The sequence below is a fragment of the Pseudomonas machongensis genome, assembly GCF_034961125.1.
Taxonomy (GTDB): domain Bacteria; phylum Pseudomonadota; class Gammaproteobacteria; order Pseudomonadales; family Pseudomonadaceae; genus Aquipseudomonas; species Aquipseudomonas machongensis.
Genome location: NZ_JAYFUI010000191.1, coordinates 73,632 through 87,707 on the forward strand (window position 1 = coordinate 73,632; position 14,076 = coordinate 87,707).

At 66.5% G+C, this 14,076-nt stretch carries 16 protein-coding genes; 14 read left to right on the forward strand and 2 right to left on the reverse strand.

Annotated features, from left to right (window positions below; all coding sequences use genetic code 11):
- The first annotated feature begins 10 nt into the window (after positions 1-10).
- Positions 11-427, forward strand: a complete 417-nt coding sequence (locus tag VA602_RS24270; RefSeq protein ID WP_063546675.1) for a hypothetical protein — start codon at positions 11-13, stop codon at positions 425-427.
- 20 nt (positions 428-447) lie between these two features.
- Here the strand turns inward: VA602_RS24270 and VA602_RS24275 are convergent, their stop codons facing one another.
- A complete protein-coding gene (locus VA602_RS24275; protein ID WP_323454564.1) occupies positions 448-1,233 on the reverse strand; it encodes a tetratricopeptide repeat protein in 786 nt (261 codons plus the stop codon).
- Between the two features lie 112 nt (positions 1,234-1,345).
- On the opposite strand from VA602_RS24275, the gene VA602_RS24280 reads away from it, so the two are divergent.
- The 13 genes from VA602_RS24280 to VA602_RS24340 all read left to right on the forward strand — a co-directional run bounded on the left by VA602_RS24280 (position 1,346) and on the right by VA602_RS24340 (position 10,222).
- Positions 1,346-1,924 (forward strand): type III secretion protein, encoded by a 579-nt coding sequence (locus VA602_RS24280; protein WP_065861408.1) that lies wholly within the window; start codon positions 1,346-1,348, stop codon positions 1,922-1,924.
- 22 nt (positions 1,925-1,946) lie between these two features.
- Positions 1,947-2,162 (forward strand): hypothetical protein, encoded by a 216-nt coding sequence (locus VA602_RS24285; RefSeq protein WP_054892873.1) that lies wholly within the window; start codon positions 1,947-1,949, stop codon positions 2,160-2,162.
- 93 nt (positions 2,163-2,255) lie between these two features.
- On the forward strand, positions 2,256-2,603 hold the full coding sequence (locus tag VA602_RS24290) for a hypothetical protein (RefSeq protein ID WP_371105664.1): 348 nt from the start codon (positions 2,256-2,258) through the stop codon (positions 2,601-2,603).
- 4 nt (positions 2,604-2,607) lie between these two features.
- Positions 2,608-3,390 carry a type III secretion system inner membrane ring lipoprotein SctJ gene (sctJ, locus tag VA602_RS24295; RefSeq protein ID WP_323454565.1) on the forward strand — a complete coding sequence of 261 codons (783 nt, stop codon included), beginning with the start codon at positions 2,608-2,610 and terminating at the stop codon, positions 3,388-3,390.
- Positions 3,387-4,013 carry a type III secretion protein gene (locus tag VA602_RS24300; protein ID WP_323454566.1) on the forward strand — a complete coding sequence of 209 codons (627 nt, stop codon included), beginning with the start codon at positions 3,387-3,389 and terminating at the stop codon, positions 4,011-4,013. Before sctJ ends, VA602_RS24300 begins: the two co-directional genes overlap by 4 nt.
- A complete protein-coding gene (locus tag VA602_RS24305) occupies positions 4,010-4,600 on the forward strand; it encodes a FliH/SctL family protein (RefSeq protein ID WP_054892869.1) in 591 nt (196 codons plus the stop codon). Before VA602_RS24300 ends, VA602_RS24305 begins: the two co-directional genes overlap by 4 nt.
- Positions 4,597-5,919 (forward strand): FliI/YscN family ATPase, encoded by a 1,323-nt coding sequence (locus VA602_RS24310; protein ID WP_054892868.1) that lies wholly within the window; start codon positions 4,597-4,599, stop codon positions 5,917-5,919. Before VA602_RS24305 ends, VA602_RS24310 begins: the two co-directional genes overlap by 4 nt.
- 13 nt (positions 5,920-5,932) lie before the next feature.
- Positions 5,933-6,406 (forward strand): YscO family type III secretion system apparatus protein, encoded by a 474-nt coding sequence (locus VA602_RS24315; protein WP_063543622.1) that lies wholly within the window; start codon positions 5,933-5,935, stop codon positions 6,404-6,406.
- Positions 6,403-7,431 (forward strand): FliM/FliN family flagellar motor switch protein, encoded by a 1,029-nt coding sequence (locus tag VA602_RS24320; RefSeq protein ID WP_323454567.1) that lies wholly within the window; start codon positions 6,403-6,405, stop codon positions 7,429-7,431. The genes VA602_RS24315 and VA602_RS24320 overlap by 4 nt, the downstream gene beginning before the upstream one ends.
- A complete protein-coding gene (sctR, locus tag VA602_RS24325; RefSeq protein WP_063543624.1) occupies positions 7,428-8,084 on the forward strand; it encodes a type III secretion system export apparatus subunit SctR in 657 nt (218 codons plus the stop codon). Before VA602_RS24320 ends, sctR begins: the two co-directional genes overlap by 4 nt.
- A 4-nt stretch (positions 8,085-8,088) precedes the next feature.
- Positions 8,089-8,358, forward strand: coding sequence for an EscS/YscS/HrcS family type III secretion system export apparatus protein (locus VA602_RS24330; protein ID WP_054892864.1), 270 nt, complete (start codon positions 8,089-8,091; stop codon positions 8,356-8,358).
- A 6-nt stretch (positions 8,359-8,364) separates the two neighbouring features.
- Entirely contained in the window at positions 8,365-9,183 is an 819-nt protein-coding gene (sctT, locus tag VA602_RS24335) for a type III secretion system export apparatus subunit SctT (RefSeq protein ID WP_054892863.1), read from the forward strand.
- Positions 9,176-10,222: an EscU/YscU/HrcU family type III secretion system export apparatus switch protein gene (locus VA602_RS24340; RefSeq protein WP_323454568.1), complete on the forward strand. Its 1,047-nt coding sequence runs from the start codon at positions 9,176-9,178 to the stop codon at positions 10,220-10,222. The genes sctT and VA602_RS24340 overlap by 8 nt, the downstream gene beginning before the upstream one ends.
- A 206-nt stretch (positions 10,223-10,428) precedes the next feature.
- Here VA602_RS24340 and VA602_RS24345 read toward each other — a convergent pair whose 3' ends face one another.
- Positions 10,429-13,986: a hypothetical protein gene (locus tag VA602_RS24345; protein ID WP_323454569.1), complete on the reverse strand. Its 3,558-nt coding sequence runs from the start codon at positions 13,984-13,986 to the stop codon at positions 10,429-10,431.
- Positions 13,987-14,076: the final 90 nt, after the last annotated feature.

Below are 14,076 nucleotides of genomic sequence, written 5' to 3' on the forward strand. Positions count from 1 at the left end.
GATCTTTTCCATGTCGATGATCAGCGCCCCCGCCGGGCGCTGCTGGCTGTTGCCATTGGCACTGCTGGCTGGTTGCCAGACGCACCTGGAGCCGGTCTCCTACTCACCTGATTTTCAGCACAAGACACTGGCCAACGGCAGCACCGAGATCCTGCCGGTGGAATGCCTGAAACCGGCGAGCAAGGATGACTTCGGCCTGGACGAGGACTTCGTGCCACTGCTGCCGCCAGGCTGCGCCAACAACCTCACGCTGATGCGCATGGTCGAGCAGCCGGACGACCTGGCCCAGGGGCGGCCGACGGGCCCGACCATGGCCGCGCCCGTGGGGCGCGCCGCACAGGTCTACATCGAGGGTTATGATCGCGCCGAGCTGCGTCGACGCCAGGATGAGCAGCAAGCGCGCGCCGATCGCCAGGAGAAGCAATGAAACGCGCGCGTGTGCAGGTGCTAGCGACCGTCCACCAGGCCCAGCTCGCGGGCCTGGGCCTGGGCATCCGGGATCGTCTTGATGCGCCGGGCTTCGTTCAGCAGCGTCTGGCGTTCGCTGGCGGAGAGATCGTCCAGGGGCAGGCCGGCGACATCCTGCTCGCGGCCGGCCAGTACGGTGACCAGCAGTTCGTTGCGCTGGTGCCGGGGCAGGGCACGCGGCGACTGGCCGACCACGCGCACGGTGTCCAGGGCCCGTTGCGCCTGACCGCCGAGGGCGTAGGCCAGGGCCAGGTTGCAGCGGGTATCGAGGTTGTCCGGTGCCAGCGCCAACCCCTTGCTGAAGGCCCCTTGGGCGGCCGCTGCCTGGCCGCGCAGGATCTGCGCAATGCCCAGGCGGTTCCAGGCATCGGCGCTGTTGCCACGCTCGGCCGCCTGGGTCAGGGACGTGACCGCACGCTCCAGCTTGCCCTGGCGCAGTTGGGCGCTGCCCAGCCCCAGCAGGGCGTCGAGGTTGTCCGGCTGCAGTTCAAGTGCCTGCTGGTAGGCCCGCTCGGCAGCGCGCGCGTCGCCTGCGGCCAGCGTGGTGTCGCCCAGCTTCTGCCAGGCTTCGGGATGGCGCCCAGGTTGCTGCGCAGCATTCTGGTAGAGCGCCGCAGCCGAGGCGGCATCGCCGCGCTGCTGCAGATCGCCCGCCAGGTGCATGAGGCGGTCGTAGCCCTCGTCGGCATTGTGTGGCTGGCTGGTGCAGGCGCCGAGCAAGGTGCTGGCGATCAGAAGCAGGGTGGACGGCAAACGCTTGGGCATGGACAGGACTCGAGCGGACGACTGAGTGGCCATTCTAGCGACTTGATGTGTGATTTCGACTGCGCTTCATACGATTTCACAGCTGTGAGCCGCGCCAGGGAGGTAATCGCCCATGCGTAACCTGCTCTGGCTCACCACCCTGCTGCTGGTTCTGCTGTCGTTGCCGGTGCGCAGCGACGAGGGCAAGGACGAGCCCGACTGGTTCGCCCAACCCTACGCCTATGCCCTGGTCGACCAGGACCTGCGCGGCGCCCTGAGCGAGTTCGGGCAGAACCTGGAGCTGGTCGTGGTGGTGTCCGACAAGGTCCGCGGCAAGGCCCGCAGCCCGTTGCGCAGCAGCACTGCCGGCGACTTCCTCACCCAGCTGTGCGACAGCAACGCGCTGGGTTGGTACTACGACGGCAACGTGCTCTACATCAATAGCAACGATGAAGTGGCCACGCGCCTGTTCCGTCGCCAGCCCGGGTTGGACCTGGAGCAGTTGCGCGACTACCTGCAAAGCCTCGATGTGTACGGCCGCCAGTTGTCGCTGCGCCCTGGCGCCGAGCGCGACGAACTGCTGGTTTCCGGACCGCCCGCCTACCTGAACATGATCCAGCAGCACCTCGACAACCGACCCCAGCCCGTCGCGACGTCCGCAGCCTCCCGGAGTATCCGGGTGTTCCGCGGCGCCAGTGTCAGCGATCACTGAAAAACCACCCAGGAGAAGCCCCATGGCCGTTACCCCGATCGATACCCCCGGCAGCACCCCGAGCAGCGCCGAAGCGCGCTTCGATGCGGCGCTCGACAAGTCCCAGGACGCCTCCGACGATCCAAGCTTCCAGGAGGCGCTGGTGAACCAGGCCGTGCTGATCGGCGGGCAGTTCATCATCATGCCCAAGGCCCAGGAAATGCTGAACGAAGCCCAGTCTTCGGACGACGACGAGTAAACGGCCATGACAGCCAGTCTCGCGACCACGGCGGCACTGCCGCCGTCAGGAGGACAAGGGGGGCTCGGTGCCTCCCAGAACCTCTTCGAAAACATGGCCAACAGTGCCAAGGGCATGCCTGAAGGTGCCAGCCCTCACCAGATCGGTGAAAGCCTGATGCAGCGCCTGGACGGCTTCATCGACCGCTCGCGCACCTTCAGCGCTCGGGCCGAGTCACTCAGTCACGGCAGCCCGGCGATGCCATCGTCGACCCCGGCCGCAGGCCCGTCGCCGTTCGTGGCCACCGGCGCCGAGGGCGCGCCCAAGGTCGGTGATACCCAGGTCGCGAACATCGTCCAGTCGCTTGGGCGGATGTTCGACTACTCCATCGAAACCCAGATGGTGGTGCGTGGCGCGACCCAGGTTTCCGGCTCCGCCAACACCCTGCTCAAAGGACAATGAATCGATGACCCGTCGTTGGCGAGCCCTGCGTGTGCTGATCGTCGTCGCCCTGGCCAGCCTGTTGCAGGCCTGCGACATGGACTTGTACAGCAACCTCAGCGAGCGCGAGGCCAATGCCATGCTCGCGGTGTTGCTGCGCGACGGCATCCCGGCCTCGCGCAAGGTCCAGGACAACGGCCAGATGAAGATCGTGGTGGACGAGCGTCGCTTTGCCGACGCCATGGCCCGCCTCGACGAGGCCGGGCTGCCGGGGCAGTCGTTCTCCAACCTGGGCGAAGTGTTCAAGAGCAACGGCCTGGTGTCCTCGCCGGTGCAGGAACGTGCGCAGATGGTCTACGCCCTGAGCGAAGAGCTGTCGCACAGCGTCTCGCAGATCGACGGCATCGTCTCGGCGCGGGTGCATGTGGTGCTGCCGGACAACGACTTGCTCAAGCGGGTGATTTCCCCGTCGTCGGCCTCGGTGCTGGTGCGCTATGACGCCAACACCGACATCAATCCGCTGATCCCGCAGATCAAGACCCTGGTCGCCAACGGCATTTCCGGGCTCAGCTATGACGGTGTGTCGGTGACCGCGATCAAGGCCGCAGCCCCCAGGAGCGAAGACGAGGGGCAGCCGCGCCTGGTCAGCGTGATGGGTATCTGGATGCTCGAACAAGATGCGTCCCGGGCGCGTCTGCTGCTCGGTGGCAGCCTGCTGGTGGTGCTGGCCCTGGCCGGGCTGTTGGGCTGGCGGCAATGGCAGCAGCATCGTGGTCGTGCGCTGTACAGCCTGTCGGAGGCGCCATGAGCCTGATGCCCCAATGGCAGGCCCTGCTGGGGCAGCCTCTGGCCTTTGTCGACCGGCGCCACCTGCGCCGCTGCTTCGCTGAAAACGTCGCCGGTGCGCAGCTCCAGGCGTTGATCGAATCGCCGCGTTTCCAGGCGCGCCTGCAGGCGCTGATGCTGGCGCATTTCCAGTTGCAGCCGTTGGATCAGGTGTCGCAACCGACCGAACAGGACCTGCCGGTGTTGCTGCTGGCTCCGCAGGATTTCGCCCGTTTGCCGCGCCTGTGTGGGGCCATCTGGCATGGTGCGACCTTGGGCCGGGAAATCCGTCGCGAGGTGGTCGAGCACCTGCGCCAGGGGCTTGGGCATGAGGTCTTCGGCCTGGCCATTGCTCACCGCCAGTGGGGCGGGGCAATGGACCTGTTGCGCCAGCCTGACGATCTGTTGGCCGCCATCGACCACGACGGTGCGCGCTGCGTGCAGGCCTGGTTCGACGAGCAGCCCGCCGACCTGCGCGATTGGCTGCAACTGCGCCTGCCGCTGCCTGTGGCGGAAGGTTCGGCATCGTTGGCCGACCCTGGCATCGTGCGTCGGGTCGCCGCCTTACTGATGCCGTTGTCCGAGAACCGGGAGAGCGTGCAATGAGTCAGCTGCCCAGCCGTCCGGCATCGCGCATCCTGCGTGCCGCCGAGGTCCAGGCCTGGACCGATGGACGCGATTACCTGCAGGCCGCCCGCGATGAGGCCGAACGTATCCGGGAAGACAGCGCACGCTGGCTGGAGCAGGCCCGTGCCGACGGTTTCGAGCTCGGCCGTGCCAAGGGCGCCGAGGCGGTCAGCGAGTTGCTGGCCGACACTGCCGCCAAGGTCGAGGCCTATCTGGCAGGGTTGGAAAACAGCCTGGCTGACCTGGCCCTGGGCATCGCCCGCGAAGTGCTGGAGAGCTTGGGTGACGCCGAGCGTATCGTGCTGTGCACACGCAAGGCGCTGGTTGCGTTTCGCCAGGACCAGGCGCTGACGCTGTTCGTGCCGCGCCTGGAAGTGGAGGCCGTGCGCCGCCGCATGCACGGCGAAACGGATGGCCTGGCGGCGATTGCCGTGGAGTCCGATGATCAATTGCAGCCGGGCCAGGCCCGTCTGAGCAGCCCGGTCGGTTCGGTGGAACTGGGGCTGGACGCCCAGTTGCAGGCGCTGCGCCGCAGTCTGTTACCGTTCGCCGAGGTGACGCCGTGAGCCTGGAGCATGTATTGCCGCGCCTGCACGCGCGTCTGGGCGATGCCCGGCCACGGCCGATGAAGGGCACCATCCGCAGCATTCGTGGCGTGTTGTTGCGCGCCAGCGTCGCCGGGGTGCGCATCGGCGAGCTGTGCCGCCTGCACGACCCGTCCAGTGGTCGCGCCCTGGCGGCAGAGGTCATCGGTTTCGATGGCGATGAGGCGATTCTCTCGCCGATCGGCTCGCTCGAAGGCTTGTCGACGCGCACCGAGATCACCGCCACTGGCGAGGCGCTGGGGGTGAGTGTGGGCGATGGCCAGTTGGGGCGTGTCATCAGCCCCATGGGCGATTACCTCGATGGTGATCGCCAGCCGCCGCTGGGGCCGATGCGCCGCTATCCGCTGCAGGCCGAGCCCCCCGAACCCTTCGCCCGACAAGTGATCGTCGATCCGCTGTCGGTGGGGGTTCGCGCCATCGACGGGCTGCTGACCCTGGGCCGCGGCCAGCGCATGGGCCTGTTCGGCGAGCCGGGGGTGGGCAAGTCGTCGCTGCTCGCCAGCATGGTGCGCAACACCGATGCCGACGTGGTGGTGATCGGCCTGATCGGCGAGCGTGGCCGCGAGGTGCGCGAGTTGCTCGACGTGCAGCTCGACGCCCAGGCCCGCGCGCGCACCGTGGCGGTGGTCGCCACTTCCGATCGCCCGGCCGCCGAGCGTGCCCGCGCCGCCTACGTGGCAACGGTGCTGGCCGAGTATCACCGCGACCAGGGCCGCAACGTACTGCTGCTGATGGACAGCCTGACCCGCTTTGCCCGCGCCCAGCGCGAGATCGGCCTGGCGGTGGGCGAGCCGCCGACCCGCCGCGGTTACCCGCCGTCGTTCTTCTCGGCCCTGCCGCGCCTGCTGGAGCGCGCCGGCCCCGCTGCCCGGGGCAGCATCACGGCGCTGTACACGGTGCTCACCGAAGGTGACGCCGCGACCGATCCGGTGGCCGAGGAGGCGCGCTCGATTCTCGACGGCCATGTGGTGCTCAGCGCCGAGCTGGCCCAGCGCAACCACTTTCCCGCCATCGATGTGCTGCGCAGCCGCAGCCGCCTGATGGAGCAGGTCGCCAGCCCTGAGCAACGCCAGCTGGCCATGCGCATGCGTGAGCTGATGGCGCGGCGCAACGATATCGAAATGCTGATCCGCATCGGTGAATACGCCGCCGGCAGCGACCCACTCGCGGACGAAGCGATCGCCCGCCACGCCGCTATCGAAGCTTTCCTGCGCCAGTCGGCGGCGGAGCCGAGCGGCGCCCGACAAACCCTGGAACACATGCGCAAGGTGCTGGCATGAGAGAGGAGCGCCCATGAAAAGTCATGAATTGAAAAGCCTGCAGACCCTGCGCCAATTGCGTGAACAACGGGCCTCCGCACAACTGGCCGCGCAGCGCCAGCTCTGCCGCGAAACCCATGCTGCCCTCGACGATGCCCGCCAGCGGCTGTGCCTGGCGCGGGAAACCTCCGCGCTCGAGGCGGAAAAACTCTACGGTCGCTTCAGCGAGGGGCTGTCGGTCAAGGCCTGGCTCGCTGCGCAGGTGCACCTGTCGGAGCTGGAGGACGAACAGGAGACGCTGCTGGGCAACCTGGACGAGGCCCACGACTACCACCAGCAGCAGGAGCAGACCCAGGAGAGCCTGCGTCAGGCCCATGTCGCTCGTCAGCGCCAGGCCGATGCCTGGGACTCCCTGGTCGAAGACCACGCCTTGGGCGAGCGCCGCATCGGGGAAGCGCAGGATGAGGGCGAAGACCTGTTTGCCCCTTTGCTGGATCTCACGCCTTGACCCTCCAGACCACCGAGGTGCCCGCCGACGCGCTGGCCTTCGAGCACAGCCTGGAGCGCCTTGACCCGCAGTGGCAGGCCCTGCACCAGCGCCTGCATCGGCCGCGCCAGCCCTGGCAGGGGCAGTTGGGCGGCGCGCCGCTGAGTGTCGCCTGGGCGTCGAGTGGTGCGGCGATGGATGAACATCAGCTTGAGTTGTGGCTGTCGCTGGGCGACTCGCCCGTGCAACTGCACGTGCCGGCCCGCGTCCTCGATCTGCTCGGATTGCCCGAAGGCTTGGTGTTGCCGAGCCTGCCCGCGGCGCTGTTGCTGGAGCAGGCGCTGCTGACGCTGATCGCGCCGCTGGAGCACCTGTTCGCGCAGCCGATCCACGTGCTCGATCGCGCGCTCACGCAGTGCGTCGAATTGGCGCCACTGAGCCTTGGCCTGGAGGTACGCCTGGGTGACAGCGCGCTGGCGGTGCAATTGCGCTGCGATGCCGCGACCTGGGCCGAGATTGCCGTGTTGCTGGAGCAGCATGCCGCGCCCATGCCCCACGACCTCGGTGGCCTGGCGCTGACGCTGGGCGTCGACGGCGGCGAGGCCTGGCTCAGCCTGGTCGAGTTGCGCAGCCTGCTGCCGGGCGATGTGGTCATGCTCGATCCCTGGCCGGACGATCATCTGCGCCTGCACCTGGACAACCAGTGGCAAGCCCGTGTGCAGCGCGACGGACAACGCCTGCAGCTAATCGAACCCCCTATCACCGCGCTTGCCTTGAAGGAGCGACACATGAGCGAACAGGGCACCGGGCCGAGCCTGGACAGCAGCCTTGACGAGCTGCAACTGAAACTGGTCTGCCAGGTCGGCAGCGTCGAGTTGAGTCTCGCGCAACTGCGCGAGCTGGGCGTGGGCAGCGTGCTGGAGCTGGCGCCGCGCATGCACGAAGGCGTCGACCTGATGATCAACGGCCGCCGCGTCGGCCAGGGTCAACTGGTGAAGATCGGCGACGGCCTGGGCGTGCGCCTGCTGAGCTTTGCCGCATCATGAGTGGCTACCAGCCAAACCTGATCGAGATCATCCTGGTCGTCGCCTCCATCGGCTTGATTCCGCTGGCGGTGGTGACACTGACCGGGTTTCTGAAGATCTCCGTGGTGCTGTTCCTGATCCGCAATGCCCTGGGTGTGCAGCAGACGCCGCCGAACCTGGTGCTCTATGGCATCGCTCTGATCCTGTCGGTGTACGTCACCACGCCGGTGATCGGCGACATGTACCGCGCGGCGCAGAGCCACGGGCTGCAACTGGAGAACGCCGAGCAGCTCAAGGAGCTGGGCGAGGCAATCAGGCCGCCCTTGCAGGCGCACCTGTCGCGCTTCGCCAACGAGAGCGAGCGCGGTTTCTTCGTCCAGGCCACGCAGAACGTGTGGTCCGAAGAGGCCCGCGCCGAGCTGCGTGACGACGATCTGGTGGTGCTGATCCCGGCGTTCGTCAGCTCCGAGCTGACGCGGGCGTTCGAGATCGGATTCCTGCTGTACATCCCCTTCTTGGTGGTCGACCTGCTGGTGTCCAACGTGCTGATGGCGATGGGCATGTCGATGGTGTCGCCGACCTTGATATCGATACCGCTGAAGCTGTTCCTCTTCGTTGCGCTGAGCGGCTGGTCGCGCTTGATGCATGGTCTGATTCTGAGCTACGGGAGCTGAGCCGATGGGCCAGGACGTGTTCCTTTCGTTGATGAAGCAGGCGCTGATGACGGTGTTGCTGCTGTCGGCGCCAGCGCTGGGGGTGGCGATCATCGTCGGCCTGAGCGTGGGCCTGTTGCAGGCGCTGACGCAGATCCAGGACCAGACCTTGCCGCAGGTGGTCAAGCTGGTGGCGGTGTTGCTGCTGATCGTCTTCGTCGGCCCGCTGCTGGCCGGGCAGGTGATGGGGCTGGGCAACCAGGTGCTGGACAACTTCGCGCTGTGGACGCGCTGACCGGGCATGGACGCAGGTTTCGTCAATGCCTTCCTGGAGATCGCCTACCCGGTGATCAGTTCGGCCGCGCTCTCCACGGCCCGCGCCATGGGCGTAGTGGTGATCACCCCGGCCTTCAACCGTCTGGGCCTGACCGGGATGATCCGCACCTGCGCCGCGGTGGCGATCTCGGTGCCGATGTTCCTGCCGGTGTTCTCGGCCTTCACCGCTACCCCCGAGCTTGGCGGGTTCTGGCTGGCGGGCTTGTTGATCAAGGAGTTCCTGGTCGGATTGGTGGTCGGTTTGTTGTTCGGCATTCCCTTCTGGGCCGCGGAAGTGGCGGGGGAGCTGATCGACCTGCAGCGTGGCTCGACCATGGCGCAACTGGTGGATCCGCTGTCGTCGGGTGAATCCGGGGTGATGGCGACCTTGCTCACGGTGATGCTGATCGCGCTGTACTTCATGTCGGGTGGCTTCATCCTCATGGTCGATGGCTACCTGCACAGTTACCAGTTATGGCCGGTGACCCAGTTCACGCCGTTGTTCGCCGGTTCCGCGCTGACGGCGGTGCTGTCGATCCTCGACCAGGTGATGCGCATCGGGGTGCTGATGGTGTCGCCGTTGCTGATTTCGTTGCTGATCACCGACCTGATGCTCGCCTACCTTTCGCGCATGGCGCCGAGCCTGCACATCTTCGACCTGTCGCTGCCGGTGAAGAACCTGTTCTTCACCATTCTGATGGTGGTCTACATCGGCTTCCTGGTACCGCTGATGCTCGATCAGCTTGCGGAGTTCCGCGGTACGGTCGGGGTGCTGCAGAGCCTGGTGGAGGGGGGTAATGGCTGACACCAGCGAAGAGAAGTCGCAGCCGGCAACGGACAAGAAACTCAAGGACGCACGCAAGAAGGGGCAGGTCGCCAAGAGCCAGGACCTGGTGTCGGGGGTGGTGATCCTGCTCTGCACCCTGTGCATCGCCATCCTGGCTCCACGGGCCAAGGCCCAGGTCACGGCGCTGGTGGACCTGACCGCGCAGATCTACATCGAACCCTTCGCCACGGTGTGGCCGCGCCTGCTCGATACGGCCGAGCAACTGGTGATCGGCATCACCCTGCCGGTGATGGCGGTGACGGTGACGGCGGTGGTGCTGACCAACCTGGTGACCATGCGCGGGGTGGTGTTCTCGGTCGAACCGCTCAAGCCGGATTTCAAGCGCATCAACCCGGCTGAGGGTTTCAAGCGCATCTTCGCCATGCGCAACGTCGTGGAGTTCCTCAAGGGCCTGGTCAAGGTGCACTTGCTGGGGCTGGCGTTCTACGTGGTCGGGCGCCATGCGCTGCAGGCGCTGATGGAGTCGTCGCGGTGCGGGCCCGAGTGCCTGCAGTCGACCTTCCTGCTGGTGCTCAAGCCGCTGGTGTTCACTGTGCTGGCGGCGTTTCTGGTGCTGGGAGCGGCGGATGTGCTGATGCAGCGCTGGCTGTTCGGCCGCGACATGCGCATGACCCGCAGCGAGCAGAAGCGCGAGCGCAAGGATATCGATGGTGATCCGTTGATCAAGCGCGAGCTGCGCCGCCAGCGCCAGGAGATGCAGGCCATGGCGACCAAGCTGGGGTTGGGCCGGGCGTCGTTGATGGTGGGTGTGGCCGGTGGCTGGGTGGTGGGTTTGCGCTATGTGCGCGGGGAGACGCCGGTGCCGGTGGTGGTGTGCCAGGCCGAGCCTGAGGACAGCGCGCGGATGCTTGGCGAAGCTGCGCAACTGGGGATCGCCCATGCCATGGATGCCCGCCTGGCGGCCGAGCTTGCCCGGCGCACCGTGGCGGGGGATCCGGTGCCGGACAGCACCTTCCAGGCGGTAGCGGATCTGCTGGTGGCTGCGCGGTTGATCTAAGCCCCGGCAGAGATAGCTCGGCTCTTGTCACCGCGAACACCGGAGCCGCCGATGCCATGCCACCCTGTGGGAGCGGGCTTGCCCGCGAAAGGAACACCGCGATGCATGGCACCGGCTATGCCGGTGTTCGCGGGCAAGCCCGCTCCTACAGAGGCAGTGTGGCCCTTGTGGAGCGGCGAACCGCCGCTCCACAAGGCAAGGGCTGGTCAGCCGTTGTCCACCGGCTTGTACGGCCCGCCATAACCATCACCGACCATCGAGATGATGTTGCCGTTGTCGTCGATCCAGTCCGAGGGCTTGAGCGAGTACTTGTAGTCTTCCGAACGGCGGTTGTTGCCGTCGCCGATGTAATCCGGATGATCGACGCGATGGTCGCCGCGGATGCTCGAGCGTGCATCCCACTCTTCCTTGCGGAAGTCGAAGATGCTGCGATCGCCCGGCGCGTCGCGCTGGCCCCAATCGGAAAGGTAGGTCTGCAGCCACACATAAGCCTCGTCGCCGTTGGGCTTGAGCAGGCCGTCCTGCTTGAAGTCCTGGATCTGGTCCCAGTTCTGCAGCGAGATCTTGTGCAGCTTGTGCGACTTGACGTCGTTGAGGATCGCACCGACGAAGGAGAACACTCCGGAGAACAGGAACCCCACCGGCCCGAGCAGGGGCACCAGGCGCCCGGTGATACCGAACACCCCGGCGACGCTGCCGGCTGCACCGAACAGGCTGCTGACGCCACCTGCGACCGACAAGGAACCGGAAGCGATCTTGATCGGGTCTTTCTCACGCACGCCGTCGCGGATGGTCAGGCCCCCCATGACCACGCCGATCACCCCACCGACCACGTCGGCACCGGCGCCGATGACCTTGATCGCACTGCCGGCGAAGCGTGCGATCTTGCCTGCGCCGACCACGCCGCCACGCTTTTCGATACCACTCTCGATGCCCTGGTGCAGCTTGTTCATCGTGGCTTCGTCGAACGGCTGGCCGTTGAGCGCCTTGCCGACATCCTTACCGTCGGCCATGGCGTCGTCGATGATGTTGTAGTACTGATTCTGCACATCCTGGACGCTGCGCGGGATCTCGGGGCCCGCAGTGCCTGGCTTGCTCCAGATGGTCGGCACCGAGCGGTCCAGGCCCATCAGTTTGTAGGCGTTGGTGCCGAATGCCTTGTCGAAGGCCTTGGTGCCGAGGGTGGCGAAGTGCGAACCGGTACTGAGGAAGCCGATGAAGTCGTTGGCGATGCCGGCCCGCTCGCGTGGGGTGTCGGCCAGCGTGCCGCCCTTGCCGGCCAGCTGGTAGATCGCCCGCCCCAGAGAGATCGCACCGCCCATCGAGCCGAGCACGCCATTGTCGCTGAGGAAGGACAAGGTCTTGACGAAGGCGCCGCGGTTTTCCGCGCTCAGGTTCGGCATCAGCTCGGTGCTGACCGCCTTGTTGATGTCGTCGAGGGTGATCTTGCCGTTGGCCTGCCAGGTGTCGCCCAGGTTGCTCATGACCTTGCCGAAATCGGTGGCCATGTCCTTGTCCTTGAGCAGCATCTCGACGAACTTCTCGTAGGTCGCCAGCGACCTGCGCGGGATGCCGTCGCCGCCGGCCTTGAGAGCCTGGAGCATGAGCAGGGTCTGGTCGGTGGTGGCCAGCGCGGTGTTGTCGTCGGAGATCTTGCTGGGGTCGGCGATCAGCTTGTCCAGCTCCAGGGTGTAGCCGTCGATCTGCAGGTTCTGCAGGAACTGGTCGGCCTTGGCCGGATCGATGTCGGCGAGCCCTGCGTAGGCGCTGCGGATTTCACGGGTGGCAAGCTCGGTCTGGCCGTTGGCCTGCAGGTCGTTGATGTACTTGACGAAGTTCTCCGACGAGGTGCTGTCGAGCAGCTTCTGGCGGGTTTCGTCGACTTTCGCCGAGCCGCCTTCGACCTTGCCCAGGGCCGCGTCGTGCTTGCTCTTGAGGTCGGCGACGATGGTCGGGTCGCCGAGCAGTTCGCCGAGCTGGGCATCGATGGCCTTGGTATCGAAGATCTCGTCGCGAACATCGCGCGAGGTCACGGTGATCGGGTCGCTGGCGTTGCCGTGGTTGCCGAAGCCATGCTCGGGGATGACCGACATGCCGTTGTCGGCCATGCTCTTGGCTTCCAGTGCCCGCACCAGCTTGGCCCGTGGATCGTCCTTGGCGATGCTGCCGTCCTTGATCCCGGCGCGGTAGCCATCGACCAGGTCGCGGATGGCCAGGTCGCGTACCGACAGCGGCTGGCCGTCATCGTCCTTCTCGGTGGTGGCGAGCTCATCCACCGAGACTTCCTTGAGCGGTGGCAGGCCGTGGTCGGCGCGCAGCTTGTCGACGTCGGTGACCTGCTCGGCAATGCTGCTGCGGTAGTCGGCGATCTGTTCGAACATCTGCGGGTTGTCGAACTGCGAGACGATGATCTTCTGCTCTTCGCCGCCGGGCTTGCGCTGGGTGAAGGCGATCAGGCCCGGGCCGTAGTCGCCGATGCCGCCAACGCTCATGATGTCCTCGGTCGAGGCCAGGTAGTCGTCCGGGCCGGCCTTGGTGTAGCCGTCGCCCTTGGCCTTTTCCAGACCGGCGAGGGTCTGGCCCTTGGTGCTGTAGTCGAGGAAGGCTTCGGGGGAGACGTCGCGCGATACCACCACCAGTTTGCCGTCGGCCTTGGTGACCACCAGGATGCCGTCGGTGGGCGCATCGACCTTGCTGATGTCGTTCATCCCCAGGGTGCCCTCGGCACGCGTCTGCAGGTGCTGGTCGGGCAGCTTGTGGGCGTTCTTGATGTAGTCGAAGGCCGGGGTGCCCTTGGTCGTGTCCAGCGCGTGCAGGAAGTCGTAAAGCTGGCTGCCGCGGTTCTCCGGGGCGGGCTGGTTGGCGGCGGCGGAGGGCACGCTGTCGAGCGAGTCGTAGCCGCGGTCGTGGGCCTTGGCGTCGTCGCGGCTGATCGCGTACTTGTGGCCGTCGTGCTCGAACAGGATGACGTGGGCGTCCTTGTCTTCGGAAACCACCTTGAGCTTGTCCACGTCCAGGCCGGCGGGCAGGCCGGTGACCTGCTCGTAGCCGGCGGCCTTGGCGTCGTCCAGTGCGACACGGGTCTTGCCGGCGCCGCTGTAGGCGGCATAGGCCTCGGGCGTGATGCCCTCGGCGATGATGACTTCGCGGCCGTTGGTGAGCTTGACCTTGAGCACGCCGTCGGTGGCCTGCTCCACCGACTGGATGTTGTCCAGCAGGAAGCCGCTGTCGTCCTTGCGCAGCAGCGACTGGCCCGGGTCGGTGAGGCCGGCGACGATCAGGTCGTGGGCGGGTGTGCCCTGGGTGTCGGCCAAGGTGTCGAGCAGGTTGTAGAGCTGGGTGCCGTGGTCGGGGCCGCGGTCTTCACGGGTCGGCACGGCATGGCCGAAGCGCAGGTTCTCGAAGGTCTCGTAGCCTGGCTGGCTGTCCTGCGCGGCCTTCTCGCTGATCTGGTACTTGTTGCCGCCGTGCTCGAAGTAGATGACGCCGTTGTCCTTGTCCTGGGCGACGATCTTCAGCTTGCCGATATCGAGGGTTTTCGGCAGCTCGGTGATGTCCTTGTAGCTGTCGGCATCGGCGGGCTTGTCGTGCGACACGCTGCCGCCGCCGTCGTTGGCCGCCAGGACCTTGGGCTTGAAGGTCTTGTCCGCGCCCGGATCGCTGAGCAGCAGGCGGGCCTTGTCGAGGACGCTGTCGAAAAGGCCGGCGGTGTCGGAGGGGGAGGAGGGGCTGCTGCTGGAGGGGGCTTCGGGTCTGTTGATCATTGCACGGTCCGGGGCGAGGACGGCGGCAAGCGCAGCCCCGCAGCCCGAGACGATTCCGTTGCTGGGCGACCAGGTTGCGCGACCGACATC